The organism is Streptomyces gobitricini (assembly GCF_039532985.1).
Classification (GTDB): Bacteria; Actinomycetota; Actinomycetes; order Streptomycetales; family Streptomycetaceae; genus Streptomyces; species Streptomyces gobitricini.
Genome location: NZ_BAAASR010000008.1, coordinates 13,826 through 35,540 on the forward strand (window position 1 = coordinate 13,826; position 21,715 = coordinate 35,540).

Sequence of the window (21,715 nt, forward strand, 5' to 3'; positions counted from 1 at the left end):
CGGGGGCCGGTCCTCGCCGTCCGGGCTTCCGGCGGCGTACCGCCACGTTCGCGCCCACCCCCCGCGTCCACAGCCTCGGCACCGGCGAGGGCGGCGGGCGCCATGGCGGAGGGCGCGTGCGTGTCGGTCAGGCTCCCGTGGTGGTGCGGGGGCGGAGACCGCCCGGGCCGGCCGGATGGAGGTGGAGCCCCGGGCCTGGGGCGGCCGGCGCCGGGGCGGGCGGCCGGGGCGGGCGGCCGGGGCGGGGCAGCGGGCCCAGGCGGCCGGGCCGGGCGGCCGGGGTGCCCGGCAGGCGCCCGGCAGGTGCCGCCGCGACGATGCCGGAGCCGTACTCGCAGGACTCCGGTCTCCCGCCGTACGCCCCGTCGTCGCCGAGGTGGTCGGCGGCCACGGGGCCGGGATGCCGGCCTCCAGGCCTGCCCGTGACGTCGGCGTGGGCCCCGGCCGCCGGGTTCTCGACGGCGCCCGCGCAGTGATCGGAGTCGGCGTCCAGCAAGTCCCGGGAGCCGGCCGTGGACCCACGGGACGGCCGGCAGGGCGTCGGCCGGTCCCGCCACCGAGCCCGACCGACGCCTCCGCCGTGCGGCCCGTCGGGACCGGCGCGATCATCGAATCATGACGACCACGATCCGCCTCGCCCAGCAGCCCGAGGCCGACGAGCTGCTGGGCCGCAGTCCGCTCGCCGTGCTCGTCGGCATGCTCCTGGACCAGCAGGTCCCCATGGAGTGGGCGTTCTCCGGCCCGTACACGATCGCGCGGCGCATGAACGCCGACGACCTGGACGCGCACGAGATCGCGGCGTACGACCCGGAGGCCTTCGTCGCCCTCCTCTCCGCGAAGCCCGCCGTGCACCGCTACCCCGGCTCGATGGCCAGGCGGGTACAGCAGCTGTGCCAGTACCTGGTGGACGAGTACGCCGGTGACGCGAGCGCCGTCTGGTCGGACGCCGCCACCGGCGAGGAGCTGTTGGGCCGGCTGCTCGCACTGCCCGGGTTCGGCAGGCAGAAGGCGCAGATCTTCCTGGCGCTGCTGGGCAAGCGGTACGGCGTACGGCCCGAGGGCTGGCGGGAGGCGGCGGGCGCGTACGGCGAGGAGGGCGCGTACCGCTCGGCCGCCGACATCACCGGGCCCGAGTCGCTGGCCAGGGTCCGCGCGTACAAGCAGGAGGCCAAGCGCGCCGCGAAGACGGCCAAGACGGCCAAGACGGCCAAGGGTGCCAAGACCGCCAAGGGTGCCGAATCGGTCGGCGACTCTGGAACTTCGGCGCCGGAGTGACATGTTCCGTTGCCAAACGTACGGAACGGCGTATGAGTTGGGGCACATCTGTTCACAGGAGCGTGGGAGATCGCTAGCTTCCCTTCAACCTCGTTCCCCCCGGGAAGGACCTCTGTGAACGCATCCCATCGCAGAGCCGTGGCCACCCTGGCCGCAGCCGCACTCGCGACCCCGCTCCTGCTGGCTTCCGCGTCCCCCGCTTCCGCCGGCCGGCACGACCCCGGCAAGGAAGCGGCCAAGGACGCCGCGAAACTCTCCAAGAAGCTGGTGCGGGAGGCGTCCGGCCAGGACGCCTACAGGCACCTGGAGAAGTTTCAGCAGATAGCCGACTCGGCCGACGGCCACCGGGCGGCCGGCTCGCTCGGACACGACGCCTCGGCCGCGTACGTGTACCAGCAGCTCAAGAAGGCCGGTTACCAGGTCTCGTACCAGAAGTTCGAGTTCATCTACACCCAGACCCAGGCGGAGCGGCTCTCGGTCGTCTCACCGTCGCCGCGTGACATCACCATCGGCGCGATGACATACACCAGGTCGACGCCGGTCGGCGGGGTGAAGGCCGGCCTCGCCGCCGTCCCGGCGCCCGCGGACGACGCGACGCCCGGCTGCGAGGCCGCCGACTACGCGTCCGGCACCTTCACCGGCAAGATCGCCCTGATCAAGCGCGGCGGCTGCACCTTCGCCGACAAGCAGGCCCAGGCGGCCGCGGCGGGCGCCACCGGCGCGATCATCTACAACAACGTCCCCGGCACCCTCGGCGGCACCCTCGGCGACCCGGCGGCCGGCAAGATCCCGACCGGCGGCATCTCCCAGGCCGACGGCGAGAAACTCGTCGCCGACCTGGCCAAGAGCCCGGTGGAGGTCGACTTCGAGATCCGCCAGCTCCAGGAGAAGCGGACCACCAACAACGTCATCGCGGAGACCGCCCGCGGCAACGCCGCCAACACCGTGATGCTCGGCGCGCACCTCGACTCGGTGGCCGCCGGCCCCGGCATCAACGACAACGGCTCCGGCTCCGCCGGTCTGCTGGAAGTCGCCCTGGACCTCGCCAAGTCCAAGGAGAGGCCCACCAACAAGGTGCGCTTCGCCTGGTGGTCCGCGGAGGAGAACGGCCTGCTCGGCTCCGAGCACTACGTCGCCAACCTCAGCGAGCTGGACCGCAAGGAGATCAAGCTCTACCTGAACTTCGACATGATCGCCTCGCCGAACTACGGGCTGTTCGTGTACGACGGCGACGACTCCGACGGCGTCGGCGCGCCCGCCGGTCCCGCCGGCTCCGCGCAGATCGAGCGCGACATCAACGAGTTCATGGACAAGCAGGGCCGCCCGCACGAGGGCACCGACTTCACCGGCCGCTCCGACTACGGTCCGTTCATCGAGATCGGCATCCCCTCCGGCGGCACGTTCACCGGCGCCGAGGGCCTCAAGACCGCCAAGCAGGTGGAGAAGTTCGGCGGCACGGCGGGAGTCGCGTACGACGCGTGCTACCACGCCGAGTGCGACGACATCAACAACGTCAACATGACGGCGTTCGACGCCAACATCGACGTCATCGCCAACGCCGTGGGCGTCTACGCCCACGACCTCAGCTCGCTGCGCAAGCCGGTCGTCACCGTGCCCACGGACGGCGACGCGGGCAGCGGCGGCGGTCTGCACGACGGCCACGACCACGACGTGACCGAGTAAGGGCCCGGGAGACACGGGCGGGACGGGCGAGACGGGCGACCCGCCCGGACGGCGCGCCACGGGGCACCCCCCGCGGCGCGCCGTCCTGCGCTCCGTCCCGCGCTCCGCCCGCGCGGACACCGGGCCTCGCCCCCACCTGTCCCGGTTTGCGGGAAATCCGGCCGCATCGCACCGGCGTCGCGTGGCTGCGCCGGGAGCCGCTTGCCGGGTAGGCTTTCCGTGTGATCTTCAAGCGCATCGGTAACGGGCGGCCGTATCCCGACCACGGCCGGGAAAGCACCCGGCAGTGGGCGGATGTCGCGCCGCGCCCGGTCCGCCTCGATCAGCTCGTGACCACCAAGGGCCAGCTGGACCTGGAGACGCTCCTCGCCGAGGACTCGACGTTCTACGGCGACCTCTTCGCGCACGTCGTGAAGTGGCAGGGCGACCTCTACCTCGAGGACGGACTGCACCGCGCCGTGCGCGCGGCCCTGCAGCAGCGCCAGGTGCTCCACGCCCGCGTGCTCGAACTGGACTGAGCGGACCGCCGGGTGGTGTCAGCCTTTCGGGCCCTTTCCCACCCGTCCGGCCCCATCCGCTGATCGTTTAGTAGGCATAGTCACCGGGCCGCATTACGCTGCGCTCATGAGCATGCTCACTCCCCCCGGTATGGGCGGAAAGTACCGCATCACGGGTAACGCCTACCCGCGCATGCGCCGCCCCCGACGACGTCGCCGCATCGTGGTCGCGGCCCTCGCCGCAGTGGTCGCCCTCGGCCTGGCCGGCTGGGGAACCGTGCAGCTCATCGACGTCTTCGGCGGGGGCGGGGCCGACAACCGCGCTCGTACCGCGGCCGGCCCCGGCTGCAAGCCCCGGAAGATCCCCGTCACACCGGTCCACGTACCGCTCAAGCCCGCGCAGATCACGGTGAACGTCTACAACGCGACCCCCCGGGCGGGCCTCGCCAAGTCGACCGCCGACGAGCTGAAGAAGCGCGGCTTCGCCATCGGCAAGGTGGGCAACGCCCCGGCCGCCTACGACAAGAAGGTCCCCGGCCCCGGCATGGTGCTGGGCGCCGCCGGGGCCCGCGAGAACGCCTTCCCCGTGCTGAGTACGCAGGTGCGGGGCGCCACGCTCAAGACGGACACCCGCGCGACGGCGGACGTGGACCTGATCATCGGCACGGCCTTCAAGAGCCTCACACCGCCGAAGGACGCGACCGCGGCCCTGGCCGCCCTGGCCGAGCCCGCGCCCGCACCCTCCGGGAAGTGCTAGCTACTCGGCCGTTCCGTACATGCGGTCGCCCGCGTCACCCAGGCCCGGCACGATGTAGCCGTGCTCGTTGAGGCGCTCGTCGACCGAAGCCGTCACGACCGTCACCGGCGTCCCCGCCAGCTCGCGCTCCATGACCTCGACGCCCTCGGGCGCGGCCAGCAGCACGACCGCCGTCACGTCGTCCGCGCCGCGCTTGATCAGCTCCTGGATCGCGGCGACCAGCGTGCCGCCCGTGGCCAGCATCGGGTCCAGGACGTACACCTGGCGCCCGGAGAGGTCCTCCGGCATACGCGTGGCGTACGTGGACGCCTCGAGCGTCTCCTCGTTGCGGATCATCCCCAGGAAGCCCACCTCGGCGGTCGGCAGCAGCCGCACCATGCCGTCGAGCATGCCCAGGCCGGCCCGGAGGATCGGCACCACGAGCGGCTTCGGGCTCGACAGCTTCACGCCTGTCGTCGTGGTCACCGGTGTCTCGACGTCGACCTGCTCGGTGCGCACGTCCCGGGTGGCCTCGTACGCGAGCAGGGTGACCAGCTCGTCGGCGAGCCGCCGGAATGTCGGGGAGTCGGTGCGCCTGTCGCGCAGCGTGGTGAGTTTGTGCGCCACCAGCGGGTGGTCGACGACGTGGATCCGCATGTCCTCAACAGTAGCCCGCACTGGCATCAACCCCCGCCGCGGAGGGAAGGTGGGGTGGACGGACCCAGCCTGGGGGTGGTCGTGATGCCGGACCCGCGAGAGCCGGAGCGGGAGCAGGACAGCCGGGCGCCGGCCCGCCAGGAGGCCGACGCCGAGCGCAGGCGGCGGCGTGCCCAGTTCCTGCGCGAACTGAACGAGGCGAAGGCGCTGCGCGACCGCGTCCAGCCCCGCCGGGCGAGGGCCGCGAGGATGCGCCAGCAGATGCGGATGCGCACGTTCCGCTGGTGAACCGCCCTGGTCCGCCGGGAGCCGTGCGCAAGCTGTGCGGGGGCCGGGCGGGGGTCCGCTGGTGACACGGACCGGGTGGCGGACTCAGACTGGTGCACGACGCAAGAGCGGAACACCTCTCCTGAGGGCCTCGCATCTGCCACGATGCCGAGTGGGCGGGGCATTCAGGAGCGTGCCGCCCGATCGTCACACCTCTGATCAGTGGGAGAGTCACGGTGTACTTCGCCGCACTGCTCGCGCGCACCGAAGACGGGTGGGAAGCGAGCGACACAGAGCTCGACGATGTGGAGACCTTGTCGGATCTGACCGAGCTGGCCCGTGATGCCTCGGTGGACGACGACACAGTGATCGTCTTCATCGAGCAGGAGGACGCATGGTTCGGCATCGTCCGCGTGGAGGGTGAGGACGACCCTCGCATCTACGTCTCCGACGGAGCGGCCGCCGCCCGCTCCTCCTACGGGGAGATCCTCACCAAGGAACTGCTGGGCGACGACCAGGAGGACGACGGCCCCGACCTGGACGCGCTGGACCTCGACGGCACCGAGGACGGGGAGCCGGACGAGGACGACGACGAGGAGGAATCGGCGGTGGCGGCCGAGGTCGTGCCCGCGGAGCCGGTCGGCGACCGGCTGGTCCTGGCCGACCTGGGCCTGTCCGAGAAGGAGCTGCTGGCGCTCGACACCGACGCGCTGTCCGAGATCGCGGACGCGCTCGGCGCCGCGGAGGTGCTGGAGGCCGTCCGCTAGTGCGTCCGGCACCGACCCCCCCGCCCACCGCGACCGACCCCGTCCGGGAGCCATGGCGGGCACCCATGCGCCGCGCGCTGGAGGAGGCCGAGCGAGCCGCGCGGGCCGGCGACGTGCCGGTCGGCGCGGTCGTCCTGTCCCCGGACGGCACGGTGCTCGCCACCGGTCACAACGAGCGCGAGGTGACGGCGGATCCGACCGCGCACGCCGAAGTGCTGGCGCTGCGCCGGGCGGCCGAGGCGTACGGGGAGTGGCGGCTGACGGGCTGCACACTGGTCGTCACGCTGGAACCATGCGTGATGTGCGCGGGCGCCCTCGTGCAGTCCCGGGTGGACCGGCTGGTGTTCGGGGCGCTGGACGAGAAGGCGGGCGCGGTCGGCTCGCTCTGGGACCTGGTGCGGGACCGGCGGCTCAACCACCGGCCCGAGGTCGTCCAGGGCGTGCTGGCGGAGGAGTGCGCGGCCCTGCTCACCCGCTTCTTCCGCGACCGCTGAAGGTGCTGCCGGGAGACCGGAGACGCGACCGTGCGCCCTCCCTGATGACGGATTTCTTCGAAGCGGCACCCTTGGGCTAAGCTCTCTCTCGGTAGCGTGTCCGAGCGGCCGAAGGAGCTCGCCTCGAAAGCGAGTGTGGCGCAAGTCACCGAGGGTTCAAATCCCTCCGCTACCGCTCTTCTGTGAAGGGCCCCGACGCTTCGACGTCGGGGCCCTTCGCGTTGCCTCTTCGCTTTGCGTGTGGACGGGGGGACCGGCAAAAGGCCCCGATGGGGAGAGCCTTGGTCCTTGGAGGCTCGGTTAGACTCACCCGACCGCGCAGCGGATCACAGGGGAGACGGGGAGACCGGGTCGATGGTGCAGGCCAAGAAGATCACGCTGTACGTCCTCGTCGTCTTCGTGCTGTACACGATCATCAACTCCCCGCAGCGAGCCGCCGACCTCGTAGGGGTAGGGTTCGAGGGCATTTCGAGCGCCGCGCAGGGCGTCGGCGACTTCATGACCGAGCTCGTCAACTAGGAGTCCGCTGTGATCCGCCACCTGGTCCTCTGCAAGCTCAACGACGGGGTGCGGCGGGACGAGCCGCGCGTCGCCGAGGCCGTGAAAGCGTTCGAGGAGCTCGGTGAGCTCGTCCCGGAGCTGCGGTTCTGGGAGTGCGCCTGGAACATCACCGACCGGGACATCGCGTACGACTTCGCCATCAACTCGGCGGTGGACGACAAGGACGCGCTGAAGCGGTACATCGAGCATCCCGCCCACCAGGCCGCCGCCGGTCTGTGGCGCGAGTTCGCCACATGGGTGATCGCCGACTACGAGTTCTGAGCCGTACGCCGCCCCCTGCGGCTGACGGAACGCAAGCCCCGCACCCCTCCGGTGCGGGGTTTTTCGCGATGTACGGCGACAACACGACGTTAATAGGTGCTTGCACACAGTGGACATGTCTTGTGATGCTATGACCGCTTTTGACGGATGAGTTGACCGTAATTGACCGCGTATATCCACCGCGCAATCGACCGCGAAGGGGTGGCGTGAACGTGCCGGCCAGTACGACGCCTCAACAGGTGCCGCCCCAGAACGAGCCGGAGGCCCGCACCGCGGCACAGGGGCGGGCCGCCGACACCCGAGCGCTCACCCAGGTGCTGTTCGGCCAGCTCAAGACATTGGAGCCCGGCACCCCGGAGCACACCCGGGTCCGCGCGGCGCTCATCGAGGCGAACCTGCCGCTGGTGCGGTACGCCGCCGCCCGCTTCCGGTCCCGCAACGAGCCCATGGAGGACGTCGTCCAGGTCGGAACCATCGGCCTGATCAACGCGATCGACCGGTTCGACCCGGACCGCGGGGTGCAGTTCCCCACGTTCGCGATGCCGACCGTCGTCGGCGAGATCAAGCGGTACTTCCGCGACAACGTACGGACCGTCCATGTGCCACGCCGGCTGCATGAGCTGTGGGTGCAGGTCAACGGCGCCACGGAGGACCTGACGACGGCTCACGGCAGGTCCCCGAAGACCGCCGAGATCGCCGAGCGGCTGAAGATCTCCGAGGACGAGGTGCTGTCCTGCATCGAGGCGGGCCGCTCGTACCACGCCACCTCCCTGGAGGCGGCCCAGGAGGGCGACGGCATGCCGGGCCTCCTGGACCGGCTCGGCTACGAGGACCCGGCACTCGCCGGGGTCGAGCACCGGGACCTGGTGCGGCACCTGCTCGTCCAGCTGCCCGAGAGGGAGCAGCGGATCCTGATGCTGCGGTACTACAGCAACCTGACGCAGTCCCAGATCAGCCAGGAACTCGGCGTCTCACAGATGCATGTGTCAAGGCTCCTCGCCCGCAGCTTCGCCCGCCTGAGGTCCGCAAATCGAATCGACGCGTAACCTGATCGGGTAGACCCGTTCGGCCTATCACCGGGGGCCCAAAAGCCCCACACCCCCAGTTTCCTGCGCATACTTGCCGCATTCTTGTCGACAAGTCACTACAGCGCGTTGCCGACATGTGACATTCTGCTGGAACCGCGTTTGCCGCAGTCTCGGCTCCGGTATTCAGGTGGAGGCTGCGTTCCTCCGATGGTCGCGGCCCACGCGACCGTCCGCGACCTCAAGGGGGTGGCATGTCCGCAGAACAGGGCAGCTCGAAGGTGCTCACGCTCACGCCCGTGCCGGCGTCCGTGCCCGTGCCCGTGCCGGAGTCCGTCCCGGTGCCGGTGCCCGTACCCGCGCAGACCGGCCCCGCATCGGCTCCGGACACCGCGTCGTCGGCGTCCGAAGCCATCGACACCCGCACTCTGTCCCGCTCCCTGTTCCTGCGGCTCGCCGCCCTGGACGCCAAAGGTGTGGACGGCCCGGAGCGCACGTACGTCCGCGACACGCTCATCGAGCTGAACCTGCCCCTCGTGCGGTACGCCGCGGCCCGCTTCCGCTCGCGCAACGAGCCCATGGAGGACATCGTCCAGGTCGGCACCATCGGCCTGATCAAGGCGATCGACCGGTTCGACTGCGAACGGGGCGTGGAGTTCCCCACGTTCGCGATGCCGACGGTCGTCGGGGAGATCAAGCGGTTCTTCCGCGACACCTCGTGGTCGGTGCGCGTGCCGCGCCGGCTCCAGGAGCTCCGCCTGGCGCTGACCAAGGCGAGCGACGAGCTGGCGCAGAAGCTCGACCGGTCCCCGACCGTCCCCGAACTCGCCGCCGTACTGGGCGTGTCGGAGGACGACGTGGTCGACGGCCTCGCGGTCGGCAACGCGTACACGGCGTCCTCGCTCGACTCCCCCTCGCCCGAGGACGACGGCGGCGAGGGTTCGCTGGCGGACCGGCTCGGGTACGAGGACAGCGCCCTGGAGGGCGTCGAGTACCGGGAGTCGCTCAAGCCGCTCCTCGCCAAACTCCCGCCCCGTGAACGGCAGATCATCATGCTGCGGTTCTTCGCCAACATGACGCAGTCGCAGATCGGCGAGGAGGTCGGCATCTCCCAGATGCACGTCTCGCGCCTGCTGACGCGGACGCTCGCGCAGTTGCGCGAAGGGCTCATCTCCGACTGACGCACACCCCCGCACCCCCCGCAAGCCGACGGTCCGTCAGCCGGAGAGGAACGACGGACCGCCGACGACCGGGGGCCGGGGCCGGTGGTGGCGGCGCTCCCCTGTCCGGGCGGAGCGCCCGGCCGCGTGCGGGCGACGGCGCCGGTAGGGCCGGCCGCGCCCGTACCCCCGCACGGCGTGGGAGGCGGTACGGGGACGAGGGCGCCGCCCCGGGACACCCGCGCCGTCGTGCCACCCGCCGCCGGCATCGGCGCCCGTCCCGAAGGCCGCTGCCGACCGGCCGGGCCACCCGCCGCCGCGGTGCCGCGCAGCCCGGCGTACGGCACCCCACCAGGTTGGCAGCGCCCCTGTCGACGGCGCCCGTGAAGCCACCCCACCGCCGGATCGGTAGCCGGCCGAGCCCCGCCATGCGCGGTCGGCGAACCGCTCCGGGCGGGCCGTGGACGGGCGCTGACGCGAGAAGGTCACCGTGCGGTTGCGCGCGCAACCCCGGTGGCCCACCGGCCCGTTGGGCACCGTGCCGTCCGGGACGCGGATCAGCGGGGCGCCCCGCGTCTGCCGGGCCACCGTCGGCCCGGACCTGCCGCTGCCCGCGCCGATCGCAGCGGGCGCGCCGGGACGCGGCGCGGATGGCGGGCGGGCGCGCCGGGACGCGGGCACGGCACGGAGGGCGAGCACGCGCCGGGGTAGCGGCGGGCACGGCACGGAGGGCGGGCACGCGCCGGGCGCGGCGCGGACGGCAGCGTGCTGGGGCGCGCCGGGACGCGGCGCGGATGGCGTCGTACATGGTCCGCGTGGAGGCCTGGCGAGTCCCGCCGGGCAGCGGATCGAGCCCCCGGGGGCGTCACCGCGTCCCGGGGGTGAGTGGAAACGGTCAGCCGAGTGCGAGCCAGGCGACCGCGGCGACGATCACGACGACCGCGACGACGCCGGCGATCAGACCGACCCGGGGGCCCGGCCGGGCCGCGACGTGCTGCTGCCGCTGCGGCGTGCCCTCGTCGACGAAGGCGCGGAACATCTGCGTGCTGCCCGCGGGGTCGTAGTTGCCGTCCGGGCCCTGAGGGTTGTGTGCCATGGGGCAGGACCCTAGCGAACCCGGCCCCGCCGCCCAACCGCCGCCCGGCCCTCACCCGTCTTTGCCAGGACTTTAGCCGCCTTCGCCCACTTTTAGTTTGCCTGTAGCAACCAACGGCTTCTATGGTTGCCCTAAGCAACGAGATGTGTGGGGGTGTCCATGGCCGAGCGGCTTCAGTACGAGGAACTGGCCCGGCAGCTCAGCGCCATCGGCGCCGTCAAGCGCGGACTCTCCCGGGCCCTGCCCGCCGAATGCCCGGGCGGCTCCGCGGCCGTGCTGTCCCTCATGGCCCACCACGGCGACATGCGGATGAGCCGGCTCGCCGAGCTGCTCGCCGTCGACATGTCGGTCACCAGCCGCCATGTCGCGCACGTCGTGGACCGGGGCTGGATCGAGCGGCTGCCCGACCCGGACGACCGGCGCTCGCGCATCCTGCGGCTCACCCCGGCGGGACACGACATGCTCGCCGACCTCGGCCGTCGGACCACGGACATGCTCGCCCGCACCCTCCAGGACTGGTCCGACGACGACGTCGGTCGGCTGACCGCACTGCTGGCCCTCCTCCGGGACTCCTTCGGAGACTGCCGGGCCCACGCCACCCGTACACCCGCGTAAGTACGTACGTCGGTACGCAAGTAAAGGAAGTTCATGGCTACGACCACACCGGCCGGTGTGCGGGGCGGCCACGCCAAGACCCCTGACGGCGGCTCGCCGATGACGCACCGGCAGATCATGGAGGCGCTTTCCGGGCTCCTGCTCGGGATGTTCGTCGCCATCCTGTCGTCGACGATCGTCTCCAACGCCCTGCCCGAGATCATCTCCGACCTCGGCGGCGGCCAGAGCGCCTACACCTGGGTCGTGACCGCCGCGTTGCTCGCGATGACGGCGACCACCCCGCTGTGGGGCAAGCTCTCGGACCTCGTCTCCAAGAAGCTGCTGGTCCAGATAGCCCTGATCATCTACGTGCTGGGGTCGGTCGTCGCCGGCCTGTCCCAGAACGCCGGCATGCTCATCGCCTGCCGCGTGGTCCAGGGCGTCGGCGTGGGCGGCCTGTCGGCCCTCGCGCAGATCGTGATGGCCGCGATGATCTCCCCGCGCGAGCGCGGCCGTTACAGCGGCTACCTCGGGGCCACGTTCGCCGTCGCCACCGTCGGCGGCCCGCTGCTCGGCGGCGTCATCACCGACACCGACTGGCTCGGCTGGCGCTGGTGCTTCTACGTCGGCGTGCCCTTCGCGGTCATCGCGCTGATCGTGCTGCAGAAGACGCTGAAGCTGCCGGTCGTCAAGCGCCGGGTGAAGGTCGACTGGTCCGGCGCGTTCTTCATCAGCGCGGCGGTGTCGCTGCTCCTGGTGTGGGTCACCTTCGCCGGTGACAAGTACGACTGGGCGTCGTGGCAGACGTACACCATGGTCGGCGGTTCGGTCCTGCTCGGTGCGCTGTTCCTGCTGGTGGAGTCGAGGGCGAGCGAGCCGATCATTCCGCTGCGGCTGTTCCGCAACCGGACGATCACCCTCGCCTCGGTCGCCTCGCTCTTCGTCGGTGTCGCGATGTTCGCCGGCACGGTCTTCTTCAGCCAGTACTTCCAGCTGGCGCGGGACAAGTCGCCGACGATGTCCGGCGTCATGACCATCCCGATGATCGGTGGACTGTTCCTGTCCTCCACGGTCAGCGGCCTGGCCATCACCAGGACGGGCCGCTGGAAGGCGTGGCTGGTCGCCGGTGGCGCGCTGGTCACGGCGGGCCTCGGCCTGCTGGGCACGATCCGGTACGACACGGAGTACTGGCACATCGCGGTCTTCATGGCCCTCCTGGGCCTGGGCCTGGGCATGATGATGCAGAACCTCGTGCTGTGCACCCAGAACCAGGTCGCCCCCTCCGACCTCGGTGCCGCCTCGTCCGTGGTCACCTTCTTCCGTTCCCTCGGCGGCGCCATCGGCGTCTCGGCGCTGGGCGCGGTCATGGCCAACCGGGTCACCCACTACGTCCAGGACGGCCTCGCCGACCTGGGTCCGCAGGGCGCGGCCATGGGCCACGGCGGCACGGGCGGGGGCGCCATCCCCGACCTGGACGCGCTGCCGGCCCCGCTCCGTACGGTCATGGAGACGGCGTACGGGCACGGTGTGGCCGACGTCTTCCTCTACTCCGCCCCCTTCGCCCTGATCGCCTTCCTCGTGACGCTGTTCATCAAGGAGGTCGCGCTGAAGAGCCACGCGAAGCCGGAATCCGAGCCCGAGGTGATGCCCGAGGCGACACGGGAAGGAGCGCGGGAAGGGGCGCGGGAAGGGACGACGCAAGCGGCCCCAGCCACTGCCCCGGCCACGGCCACGGCGGTCACCGCCGAGTCGTCCGCCGTCGCACCGGCCGGCGACGGCACCCCGGTCCATGGCACTCCGGTCCACGGCACCCCCGTGCACGGCACGCCGGTCCACGGAGCCGTCCGCACCGCCGAGGGCACGCCCGTCGCCCGCGCCGCCGTCACGCTGATCTCCCTCGGCGGGCGCCAGCTGGGCCGCGCGGTCGCGCAGGCCGACGGCCGTTACTCGCTGGACGCGCCGGGGCCGGGCTCCTACGTCCTGATCGCCTCGGCCGACGGCTTCCAGCCGCAGGCGTCCACCGTGGTGGTGGGCGACGAGGCGCTGGCGTACGACATCCTCCTGTCCGGTACGAGCGGACTGGTCGGCGCCGTGCGGAGCGCCGAGGGCGGCGAGCCCGTCGAGGGCGCGATGGTGGTCGTCACGGATGTGCGCGGGGACGTCCTGGCCACCGGCACGTCCACGCAGGACGGCACCTTCGCCTTCGCCGAGCTGGTGCCGGGCCCGGTGACCGTCGCGGTGAACGCCGAGGGCCACCGGCCGCTCGCCCTGCCGGTCGAGATCGGAGGCCAGGGCGTCACCCGGGTGGAGGCGCTCCTGCGGCCCGGTGCGCGGCTCCGGGGCACGGTACGCGCCGGGGAGGGCAGCCGCCCGCTGGTGGACGCGCGGGTGACGCTCGTCGACGCGGCGGGGAACGTCGTCGCGACGGCGACCACCGGTGAGGACGGCGCCTACGCGTTCGCCGACCTGGACGCGGGCGAGTACACGGTCATCGCGACCGGCTACCCGCCGGTGGCGGGCTCTTTGACGGTGGCCGGGCACGGAGTCGACGGCCACGACATCGAGCTCGCCCACCCCGGCGAGTAGCCGGGACCCAAGGACCCCGGCCGCGTGTCGAGCGGAGGCGCGGCCGGGCACCGGGGCGGCAGGCAGGGGACGGCCTGCCGCCCCGCTTTTTTCTGTACGAGGAGAGACACGGGAATGGGACTGCACGCACAGGTACGCACCCGCGACGGCTGGCCCGTCCAGCACGCCGTGGTGACCGTGACCGACATGACCGGCGCGCAGGTGCTGCGCGCCGAGGCCGACACCGAGGGGGCCGTCGTCGCGGACGCGCCCCTGGCCCCCGGCCCGTACACGGTGATCGTGACGGCGGTCGGGTACGCCCCGGCGGCGTCCACCGCGCTGGTGACGGCGAGCGGGCGGGCCGAGGCCGGCACGGTGGTCCTGGCGCGGGCGGGCGGTGTCGAGCTTCCCCCGCCGGGTGTCTGGACGCTGGACCCGGCGCACTCGTCCGTGGGGGCGGTCGCCCAGCACCTGGGCATCTCCAGCGTGCACGGCAGGTTCACCGACTTCGGCGGCCGGATCGAGATCTCGCCGGACCTCGCCGCCTCGCGCGTGGACGCGGTGATCTCGGCCGCGTCCGTCGACACGGGCAACGCGCTGCGGGACAAGCACCTGAAGTCGCCCGACTTCCTGGACGTGGAGGCGTACCCCGAGATCACGTACCACGGCCACGGGCTCACCCCGGCGGGCCCCGACCGCTGGACCGTGCACGGCGCCCTGTCCCTCCACGGGGTCGTCCGGGACGTCGACCTCGACCTCTCGTACCTGGGCATGGGCCCCGACCCCTGGGGCGGGGTACGGGCCGCCTTCCGGGCGACGGCGCGGCTGCGCCGGGAGGACTTCGCCATGAACTACAACCAGGTGGTCCAGGCGGGGATCTCCGCGATCGGCACGACCCTGCGGGTGGAGCTGGACGTCCAGGCGGTACGGGGGAACACGCTGCCGCAGGGGTGAGCCGAGGCCCTCAGGGAGCCCTTGTCCTCAGGTGCCCGTGGCCCTCGGGGAGCCCTTGTCCTCAGGTGCCCGTGGCCCTCAGGGAGCCCTTGTCCTCAGGAGTTCCTGGCCACCATGGCCTCGATACCCGCGATCTGCACCTCCAGCGCGAACCGGAAGTCCCGGTCCCGCATCTCCGCCACGGTGTTCCCGCCCCTGGCCTCCATCATCCGCTCGGCCCGCTCGAAGTGCTCGCCGTAGCCGGGCTGTTCGCGGACGCTTCCCATGGCGGCGCGGAAGTACTCGTCCTGGCTCATCCCGGCCTCCTCGCACCGCTGCCGGAACTGGCCCTCGGTGGTGCCGAAGCCGTAGACGAACTGGAACACCGAGGCCATCGCGCCGGTCTGGAGGTGCAGCGGCAGCCCGGTCGCGGCGATCACGTGCTGGGCCGTGCGGGCGAGTTCCATGGAGTGGGGCCCGACGTTGAGGAAGCGGCCGACCAGCGAGGACGCCCAGGGATGGGCGACGAAGAGCGAGCGGTAGGAGGCGGCCAGCTCCCGGAGCTGGTCGCGCCAGTCCGCTCCGGGCGCGGTGTCCGGGAGGACCGGCTCGCCCATCACCCGGTCGAGCGCCAGCTCCAGGAGGTCGTCCTTGGTGTCGACGTACCAGTAGACCGACATCGCGGTGACGTTCAGCCCGGCCGCGAGCTTGCGCATCGAGAACCTGGCCAGGCCCTCGGCGTCGAGCAGCCGGACCGCCGCCTCGGTGATCTTCTCGCGGTCGAGTCCGGAGGGCTGGTCGGCCTTCCGCGCCCGGGGCGCCTTGCCCTCCAGCCACACGCTCGTCCGTCGCGCCGACACCATGGGCTTTCCTCCTCGTTCCTGGCCCGATGCTATGCCCCGGCGAGGGGCGCGTCGGCGCGCTCGGCCCGCCGCAGCAGCACCGCCGCCAGCAGGCCGCCTGCCAGGACCGCCACCGCGCCGACCAGCTGGCTGGTCTCCAGGCCGGTGGCGAACGCGTCCGAGATCCGGGCCTTCTCGGCCGGTCCGTCGGCCGCCGCCAGCGCGGCGGGCAGGGAGGCCGCCGGCACGGACACCAGCGCGGCGAACCGGGAGTTGAGCACGGCGCCGAGGACGGCGACGCCGAGCCCGTTGCCGAACTCCGCGAGGGTGCCGTTGATCCCGGCGCCCACGCCCGCCTTCTCCGGCGGGATCGCGCTCATGATGGCGTTGGCCATGGCGGGCATGGACAGCGCGACGCCCGCGCCCATGACGACGAGCCCGATCAGCATGCCGCCGTATCCGTGCGCCCCGCCGAGGACGGCGATCGCGGCGAGACCGGCCGCGACCAGGGCCATGCCGACGGCGATGGTCCACGGCGTGCCGAGCCTGGACAGCAGCCACGCGCCGACACCGGCCAGGTTCAGCACGACGACGGTGAGGGCGAGCGGCGCGGTGCGCAGACCCGCGTCGAGCGGCCCGTAGCCGAGCACGAACTGCAGGTGCTGGGTGAGCAGGAACAGCGAACCGGTCATGCCGAAGGCGACCAGGATGGCGCCCGCGACGGCGCCCACGAAGCGCTGGTTGCGGAAGAAGTGCATGTCGAGCATGGGGTACGGGGTGCGCAGCTCCCACACGGCGAAGGCGGCGAGGACGACCACGCCCAGGGACGCCGGGACGAGCACCTGTCCGGAGGACCAGCCGTGCTCGGGCCCGGAGATGATCGCGTACACCACCGCCGTCATACCGATGGTGGAGAGCACGGCGCCGACGAGGTCCGGCCGGGCCCCCTGCTTGTGCTTGGACTCCGGTACGAGGGCGGCGACGGCGACGAGGCCGATGAGCACGACCGGGATGTTGACCAGGAAGATGGCGCCCCACCAGAAGTGGTCGAGCACGAGACCGCCCAGCAGCGGCCCGGCGGCGAAGCCGAGCGAGCTGACGGTCGACCACAGGGCGATGGCCTTCACGCGCTCGGTGTCGTCGAAGATCTGGACGACGACCGCGAGCGTGGTGGTCATCAGCAGCGCGCCTCCGACGCCCATGCCCGCGCGGGCGGCGATCAACTGGCCGGAGGACTGGGCGAGCCCGGCGGCCAGCGAGCCGATGCCGAACAGTGCGAGACCGGTGAGGAGCATCTTCCTGCGTCCGTAGCGGTCGGCGGCGTTTCCGGCGGTGAGGAGCAGTCCGGACTGGACGAGTGAGTACGCGTTGATCATCCACTGGATGTCGGCGGTGGAGGCGTCGAGCTCCCTGGTGAGGGAGGGGATCGCGACGCTGAGGACGGTGTTGTCCAGCAGCACGGTGAGCTGGGCGAGGCAGATCACGCCGAGGATCAGCCAGCGCTGCGGGTGGCCACCGCCGCTTGCCGGGGCGGTGGGTGGCTTCTGGTTCCCGGCGGTGGTCGCCGTCATGCGGAGGACTCCTTGTACGGTGTACGGGGCGTGTTCCCGTACACCGTACAAGTCTTGCTCTACGCCGTATAACGCTTTTCCGGTCACGTCGCTCGGCACAGGGGCGACGGCCCACCGGGCGGGCCCCAGCCTCCGCCGGCCCCGCCACCGCCACGCCACCGCCACCGCCGACGGGGCTCCGGCCCTTCGCCGCATACCGTCGAAAGCCGGCGGGAGCCGTTGGAACCGGTTGACGCCGTCGCAGCCGTTGCAGCCGGTGGGAGCCGTCGCAGCCGTGAGGGAGCCGCGCGAGCGTGGGCGGGGTGTCCGCGTCACTCGCCCGGCCTGATCAGATAACCGGCGCCCCTCCGGGTGTGGATCATCGGCGGGCGGCCCGCGTCGATCTTCTTCCGCAGGTACGAGACGTAGAGCTCGACCACATTGGCCCGGCCACCGCAGCCGTGGCTCCACACCCGGTCGAGGATCTGCGCCTTGCTGAGCACCCGCCGCGGATTGCGCATGAGGAACCGCAGGAGTGCGAACTCGGTGGCGGTCAGGTGGATCGCCCGCCCGCCCCGGGACACCTCATGACTGTCCTCGTCGAGCACCAGGTCCCCCACCACCAGCAGCGACTCACCACGCCCCGGCGCGGCCCCGGACCGCCGCACCAGCCCGCGCAGCCGCGCCACGACCTCCTCCGGGCCGAACGGCTTGATGACGAAGTCGTCGCCGCCCTCCGTCAGTTCCGCGATCCGGTCCCCCACCGCCCGCTTCGCCACGAGGAACAGCACCGGCACGCCCGGCAGTTCACGCCGCAACCGGCCGAGCACCGCACGCCCGTCCGTGTCGGGCGGCACCATGTCCAGCACGACGGCGTCCGGCCGGAAGTCGCGCGCCGCGCGCGCCGCACCGGCACCGTCGCCGACGCCGACGCCGACGCGGCGCACCTCCCACCCCTCGTACCGCAGGGCCATGGAGAGCAGCTCGGCGGGCGAACCCTCGTCGTCCACGACGAGCACCCGGACGGCGCTTCCGTCGGGTCTGAGCGGGCCGGTGTGCTTCCGGGGCGAGAAGACGGTCATGCCCCGACACTGCCGGGCGGCGCTGAGAGAGGCCTTTCCCCTCCCTGTGAATTCACTGAGAGAACAAGCGGGCCCCGTTGTCGTGGCAGACCGCCCGCAGCCAGTCGTCCCCCAACTCGAGCCGCTCCAGGGCCTCCAGCTGGTGCAGGTATCCGTACGGGATGTTCGGGAAGTCGCTCCCCAGCAGGATCCGGTCCCCGAGCTCCAGCAACCGCCCCCGCTCGCCGACCGGGAAGGGCGCCATGCGCTCGCCGAAGTCCGTGAACGCCATCGTGGTGTCCAGCCGCACCTCCGCGTACCGCTCGGCGAGGTCGAGGAAGTCGCCGTACTCGGGCAGCCCCATGTGCGCCACGACCAGCCGCAGCCGCGGGTGCCGGGCGAGCAGCCGCGCGATCGGCTCGGGCCCGGTGTGCCTGCCCGGGGCCGGCCCCGAGCCGCAGTGGATCACCACCGGTACGCCGGCCTCGGCCAGCAGCCCCCAGGCGCCGTCCAGCAGCGGATCGCCGGGGTCGTACGCGCCGACCTGCACATGCGCCTTGACCACCCGCGCCCCGGTGGCGACCGCCTCCGCGACGTACTCCTCCACGCCCTCCTCGGGGAACAGCGTCGCCGTCCGCAAGCACCCCTCGACCCGCGCGGCGAACTCCGCCGCCCACCCGTTGAGCCACTCCGCCATCCCGGCCTTGTGCGGATAGACCATCGACGTGAAGCGCACCACCCCGAACTCTCTCAGCAACTCGACCCGCCGGTCCTCCTCCTCGCGGTACGTGATGGGCCATGGCGTCCCGGTCAGCGGGCCGACGGCGTCGAAGTACGCCCACACCTTCCGCAGCACGCGCTCCGGCATGAAGTGCGTGTGCACGTCCACCAGCCCGGGCAGCCCGAGCCGGCCCCAGAACGCCCGGACGCGTGCCGCCTCGTCACCGGCGCTCAAAGCCATGTCTCCGCTCGGCTCCGCCGGTTGCGCGGCCGTACCGGTCGCACCGGTCCGGCCCGTCCACGCGCCGCGCGGTCGTCGCGCACGCGTCGTCGCCGTCATCGGTCCGTACGGACGTGAACACGGCGGTGCGGTGGGAGGGATCGACGCCGCCCACGAGGTGATCGCTCATGCGGTTCACCCTCCGCCGGGGCGCGGGCGCTGTCCAGGCCCCCGCCGGACCGGGGCACCGAGCCCCCGCCCGGGGCCGCCCGGTCAGAACAGGCCTGCCTGCGCCCCCGGCGGCAGGACGGTGACGGGCACGGTCGTCGTCACCGTCCCGCTCCCGGCCGCCACGAGCTCCCACCCGGTGATCAGCCGGGTGTCGAGCACCAGCGCCCGCCCGCCGGGGTCCACCAGATGGAGGTCCGGCCCGGCGGCGGCGGTGAGCGTCCCGCGCACGCACCCGCCGTCCACGAGGGCGGTGACCACCCCGTCGATCCGGTCCACCCGGCCGAGCCCGAACACCTCCGCGTGATCGACGACCCGCAGGTCCACCGGCTCCAGCGTGTCCGCCCAGCCGGGCACCGCCATGGCCCGCCCGTACAGCGCCGCCACCTCCGCCGCCCGCTCCGCCTCGCCCGGCAGCCCCACGCGCGCGGCACGCTTCGCGGCGTACGGGATCCTGTCGGGCACCCCCAGGGCCGTGCCGAGCACCTCCTCGGTGCGCCGCGCCGCCATCAACGGCCCGCGCCCCAGCCAGCCGTACGTGACGGCCCCCTGCTCCCGCAGCCGGGCACCACCGCGCTCCTCCGCCGTGATCCCGACCTTGACCATGCCAACACCGAACCACGCCAGGTACACCCGGTAGACCCGCGCGTCGTCCGGCGCCCCGTCCGCCGCCACGGAGTGCACCCGGTCCAGCCGCGCGCACTCCCCGCACCGCGCCCCGGTCCCGCGCCCGCTCACGACGGCGCGCGCCGGACACGGATTCCCCCGCGCCCCGACGCACCGGCGCTCCCCCACGGCCCGGAAACCGATCTCCCGCCCGTACCCCAGCGCCCCGGCCCGCCCGCCCTCCCACACCAGCACGGGCTCCCCGCCCGTCCACCGCAGTCCCCCGCACCGCCACACCATGCCGCCAACGGTACGGGGGACCGTTCCCCGCCGCCCCCACCAACCCGACCGGTCCAGCCGGCCGGCACGTGACACAGAACAAGGAAGGCACGTCGGTCTTCTGAGGGTGGCCACCGACCGAGAAGAACGAGTCGGACAGGGTCGAATGGATCCCGCTGGCTGACGTACGGGACATGATCGACCGTCGCGGGATCGTCAGCGGCGGCTCCCTCGTCGGACTGCTCTACGTGCTCAAGGACGAGGCGGTCCGGTGACCCAGCGCTCCGCCTCCGACCGCCGTGTCGGGGACGCGCCGAGGGCTGACGGCGACCGGCCGGACGATGACGACGCGCGGCCGGTGTCCTCGCGGCCGTCCGGTCGGTCCGGCAGCGGCCCTTCCAAACGGTTGCCGTCAATCACTGCCATCGATCACCGCCGTCAATCACTGTCATCACTGTCGTCGCGACATACGACAGAGGCCCTCAGGATCTCTCCTGAGGGCCTCTTGCCTGCTGTGCACTCGGCAGGATTCGAACCTGCAACCTTCTGATCCGTAGTCAGATGCTCTATCCGTTAAGCTACGAGTGCTTGTGCTTCCCGGGCTTTTCTGCCCGGTCGGCGTTGCGGGAACAACATTACATGACCTGCGCCGTGACGCGAAATCCATTAGCCACACCCCCTCTGACCTGCGAAAACGAGAAACAGGCCCCGGATGGGTGAACGCCGGGCGGGCGCGTTGGACAGGGTCGCGGGATCGGTCTCGGGGCCGGAAACGGCCGAAGCCCCGGCCGTGGGGCCGGGGCTTCGGGTGGTGCTGGCGGAGGCGGAGGGATTTGAACCCTCGATGGGCTTTAAGACCCAAACCGCATTAGCAGTGCGGCGCCATAGACCGGACTAGGCGACGCCTCCAGCTTGTGCCTCACCCACGCGAGCGCGAGTGGTGCGTGCAGATGATGACACAGCCCGAGGGGCTGTCACCAATCGCTCCCCACGGTACTAGGCGGGCGGGGCGCAGGGCAAAGGCGTTCGGCGTCGTGCCCCGGATGCCCGGCTTGCGCAACGCGCCGGGGGGTGGAGCGTTAGTGGGGTGAGGGATGCCGGGCATCCCGACGGATCCGTGACCCCAGGAGTTCGTATGCTGCGCCGTCTCGTCCTCACCTCCGCCGCGTCCCTCGCCGCGCTCGGTGTCGCCGCCCCCGCCGCCACGGCCGGGGGCGGGCCGCTGCCGCTGCCGCTGCTGGCGGGGACCGACTCGTTGACCGTGACCGTGAGCAACTCGGGCAACCCGATGGCGGACGGCACCTTCGAGCTGAAGTGCGGCCTGCGCACCGCCGAGGGCAACCACCCCCGGGTGCAGGGCGCGTGCGACCGGCTCGACGAGCTGGCCGAGGAGGGCCGGGACCCGTTCGCGCCCGTACCGAAGGACCAGATGTGCACCCAGCAGCACGGCGGGGACGCCACCGCACACGTCACCGGCACCTGGCAGGGCCAGGACATCGACGCCCACTTCAAGCGGACCAACGGCTGCGAGATCAGCAGGTGGGACGCCCTGAAGCCGGTGCTGCCGATGGCCAGGTCGTAGAGGAACCCGCACACAACCGCCGTCGGGCCCACATCACCTGCCTTTAGACTCCCTCC

Annotated in this window: 24 protein-coding genes, 3 tRNA genes and 1 pseudogene; 17 read left to right on the forward strand and 11 right to left on the reverse strand. The window is 72.1% G+C overall.

What is annotated here, in order from left to right; genetic code table 11:
* Positions 1–127: 127 nt before the first annotated feature.
* Positions 128–391, reverse strand: coding sequence for a hypothetical protein (locus ABD347_RS08165; RefSeq protein WP_344358324.1), 264 nt, complete (start codon positions 389–391; stop codon positions 128–130).
* A 224-nt stretch (positions 392–615) separates the two neighbouring features.
* On the opposite strand from ABD347_RS08165, the gene ABD347_RS08170 reads away from it, so the two are divergent.
* From ABD347_RS08170 to ABD347_RS08185, 4 genes are all read left to right on the forward strand, one after another.
* Positions 616–1,275 (forward strand): HhH-GPD-type base excision DNA repair protein, encoded by a 660-nt coding sequence (locus ABD347_RS08170; RefSeq protein ID WP_344358326.1) that lies wholly within the window; start codon positions 616–618, stop codon positions 1,273–1,275.
* Positions 1,276–1,413: 138 nt separating this feature from the next.
* A complete protein-coding gene (locus ABD347_RS08175; RefSeq protein WP_344358546.1) occupies positions 1,414–2,958 on the forward strand; it encodes a M28 family metallopeptidase in 1,545 nt (514 codons plus the stop codon).
* Between the two features lie 221 nt (positions 2,959–3,179).
* Complete coding sequence (locus ABD347_RS08180; protein ID WP_003999914.1) at positions 3,180–3,476, forward strand: type II toxin-antitoxin system VapB family antitoxin; 297 nt, start codon at positions 3,180–3,182, stop codon at positions 3,474–3,476.
* 106 nt (positions 3,477–3,582) lie between these two features.
* Entirely contained in the window at positions 3,583–4,212 is a 630-nt protein-coding gene (locus ABD347_RS08185) for a LytR C-terminal domain-containing protein (protein ID WP_344358331.1), read from the forward strand.
* On the opposite strand, the gene upp is transcribed toward ABD347_RS08185, so the two are convergent.
* Positions 4,213–4,848, reverse strand: coding sequence for a uracil phosphoribosyltransferase (upp, locus tag ABD347_RS08190; RefSeq protein ID WP_344358333.1), 636 nt, complete (start codon positions 4,846–4,848; stop codon positions 4,213–4,215).
* An 84-nt stretch (positions 4,849–4,932) separates the two neighbouring features.
* Here upp and ABD347_RS08195 point away from each other — a divergent pair, with 84 nt between their 5' ends.
* The 8 genes from ABD347_RS08195 (at position 4,933) to ABD347_RS08230 (ending at position 9,404) form a co-directional block, all read left to right on the forward strand.
* Positions 4,933–5,136 carry a hypothetical protein gene (locus tag ABD347_RS08195; protein ID WP_344358548.1) on the forward strand — a complete coding sequence of 68 codons (204 nt, stop codon included), beginning with the start codon at positions 4,933–4,935 and terminating at the stop codon, positions 5,134–5,136.
* Positions 5,137–5,351: 215 nt separating this feature from the next.
* Positions 5,352–5,882: a tRNA adenosine deaminase-associated protein gene (locus ABD347_RS08200; RefSeq protein WP_344358336.1), complete on the forward strand. Its 531-nt coding sequence runs from the start codon at positions 5,352–5,354 to the stop codon at positions 5,880–5,882.
* Positions 5,883–5,947: 65 nt separating this feature from the next.
* Positions 5,948–6,376: a tRNA adenosine(34) deaminase TadA gene (gene tadA / locus ABD347_RS08205; RefSeq protein WP_344358339.1), complete on the forward strand. Its 429-nt coding sequence runs from the start codon at positions 5,948–5,950 to the stop codon at positions 6,374–6,376.
* Positions 6,377–6,466: 90 nt separating this feature from the next.
* Positions 6,467–6,551 (forward strand) — tRNA-Ser (locus ABD347_RS08210).
* A gap of 179 nt (positions 6,552–6,730) precedes the next feature.
* On the forward strand, positions 6,731–6,895 hold the full coding sequence (locus ABD347_RS08215) for a hypothetical protein (protein WP_198944136.1): 165 nt from the start codon (positions 6,731–6,733) through the stop codon (positions 6,893–6,895).
* 9 nt (positions 6,896–6,904) lie between these two features.
* Positions 6,905–7,198, forward strand: a complete 294-nt coding sequence (locus ABD347_RS08220; protein ID WP_344358344.1) for a Dabb family protein — start codon at positions 6,905–6,907, stop codon at positions 7,196–7,198.
* Positions 7,199–7,437: 239 nt separating this feature from the next.
* On the forward strand, positions 7,438–8,244 hold the full coding sequence (locus ABD347_RS08225) for an RNA polymerase sigma factor SigF (protein WP_344358550.1): 807 nt from the start codon (positions 7,438–7,440) through the stop codon (positions 8,242–8,244).
* 233 nt (positions 8,245–8,477) lie between these two features.
* Positions 8,478–9,404 (forward strand): RNA polymerase sigma factor SigF, encoded by a 927-nt coding sequence (locus ABD347_RS08230; RefSeq protein ID WP_344358347.1) that lies wholly within the window; start codon positions 8,478–8,480, stop codon positions 9,402–9,404.
* Between the two features lie 874 nt (positions 9,405–10,278).
* On the opposite strand, the gene ABD347_RS08235 is transcribed toward ABD347_RS08230, so the two are convergent.
* Positions 10,279–10,479 (reverse strand): hypothetical protein, encoded by a 201-nt coding sequence (locus tag ABD347_RS08235; protein WP_344358350.1) that lies wholly within the window; start codon positions 10,477–10,479, stop codon positions 10,279–10,281.
* 159 nt (positions 10,480–10,638) lie between these two features.
* Between ABD347_RS08235 and ABD347_RS08240 the strand changes: the two genes are divergently transcribed.
* The 3 genes from ABD347_RS08240 (at position 10,639) to ABD347_RS08250 (ending at position 14,592) form a co-directional block, all read left to right on the forward strand.
* Positions 10,639–11,094 (forward strand): MarR family winged helix-turn-helix transcriptional regulator, encoded by a 456-nt coding sequence (locus ABD347_RS08240; RefSeq protein ID WP_344358353.1) that lies wholly within the window; start codon positions 10,639–10,641, stop codon positions 11,092–11,094.
* A 99-nt stretch (positions 11,095–11,193) separates the two neighbouring features.
* Positions 11,194–13,659 (forward strand): MFS transporter, encoded by a 2,466-nt coding sequence (locus ABD347_RS08245; RefSeq protein ID WP_486388593.1) that lies wholly within the window; start codon positions 11,194–11,196, stop codon positions 13,657–13,659.
* A gap of 114 nt (positions 13,660–13,773) precedes the next feature.
* Entirely contained in the window at positions 13,774–14,592 is an 819-nt protein-coding gene (locus ABD347_RS08250) for a YceI family protein (RefSeq protein ID WP_344358358.1), read from the forward strand.
* Positions 14,593–14,687: 95 nt separating this feature from the next.
* Here the strand turns inward: ABD347_RS08250 and ABD347_RS08255 are convergent, their stop codons facing one another.
* The 6 genes from ABD347_RS08255 to ABD347_RS08280 form a co-directional block, all read right to left on the reverse strand.
* The gene (locus ABD347_RS08255; protein ID WP_344358361.1) at positions 14,688–15,434 is read right to left on the reverse strand and encodes a TetR/AcrR family transcriptional regulator; all 747 of its coding nucleotides are present in this window, start codon (positions 15,432–15,434) and stop codon (positions 14,688–14,690) included.
* Positions 15,435–15,463: 29 nt separating this feature from the next.
* Entirely contained in the window at positions 15,464–16,984 is a 1,521-nt protein-coding gene (locus tag ABD347_RS08260) for an MFS transporter (RefSeq protein WP_344358364.1), read from the reverse strand.
* A 311-nt stretch (positions 16,985–17,295) separates the two neighbouring features.
* A complete protein-coding gene (locus tag ABD347_RS08265; protein ID WP_344358367.1) occupies positions 17,296–18,045 on the reverse strand; it encodes a response regulator transcription factor in 750 nt (249 codons plus the stop codon).
* A gap of 52 nt (positions 18,046–18,097) precedes the next feature.
* Positions 18,098–18,985, reverse strand: coding sequence for an amidohydrolase family protein (locus ABD347_RS08270; RefSeq protein ID WP_344358370.1), 888 nt, complete (start codon positions 18,983–18,985; stop codon positions 18,098–18,100).
* On the reverse strand, positions 18,966–19,154 hold the full coding sequence (locus ABD347_RS08275; RefSeq protein WP_344358372.1) for a hypothetical protein: 189 nt from the start codon (positions 19,152–19,154) through the stop codon (positions 18,966–18,968). Before ABD347_RS08275 ends, ABD347_RS08270 begins: the two co-directional genes overlap by 20 nt.
* Before the next feature lie 83 nt (positions 19,155–19,237).
* The gene (locus ABD347_RS08280) at positions 19,238–20,098 is read right to left on the reverse strand and encodes a DUF2797 domain-containing protein (RefSeq protein ID WP_344358374.1); all 861 of its coding nucleotides are present in this window, start codon (positions 20,096–20,098) and stop codon (positions 19,238–19,240) included.
* A 110-nt stretch (positions 20,099–20,208) separates the two neighbouring features.
* Here ABD347_RS08280 and ABD347_RS08285 point away from each other — a divergent pair.
* A pseudogene (locus tag ABD347_RS08285) lies at positions 20,209–20,352 on the forward strand (NUDIX hydrolase); the annotation flags it as partial.
* Positions 20,353–20,592: 240 nt separating this feature from the next.
* Here the strand turns inward: ABD347_RS08285 and ABD347_RS08290 are convergent.
* Both ABD347_RS08290 and ABD347_RS08295 read right to left on the reverse strand, forming a co-directional pair.
* Positions 20,593–20,665, reverse strand: a tRNA-Arg gene (locus ABD347_RS08290).
* A gap of 227 nt (positions 20,666–20,892) precedes the next feature.
* Positions 20,893–20,986, reverse strand: a tRNA-Ser gene (locus ABD347_RS08295).
* A gap of 226 nt (positions 20,987–21,212) precedes the next feature.
* Between ABD347_RS08295 and ABD347_RS08300 the strand changes: the two genes are divergently transcribed.
* Positions 21,213–21,659 (forward strand): SSI family serine proteinase inhibitor, encoded by a 447-nt coding sequence (locus ABD347_RS08300; protein ID WP_344358376.1) that lies wholly within the window; start codon positions 21,213–21,215, stop codon positions 21,657–21,659.
* Positions 21,660–21,715: the final 56 nt, after the last annotated feature.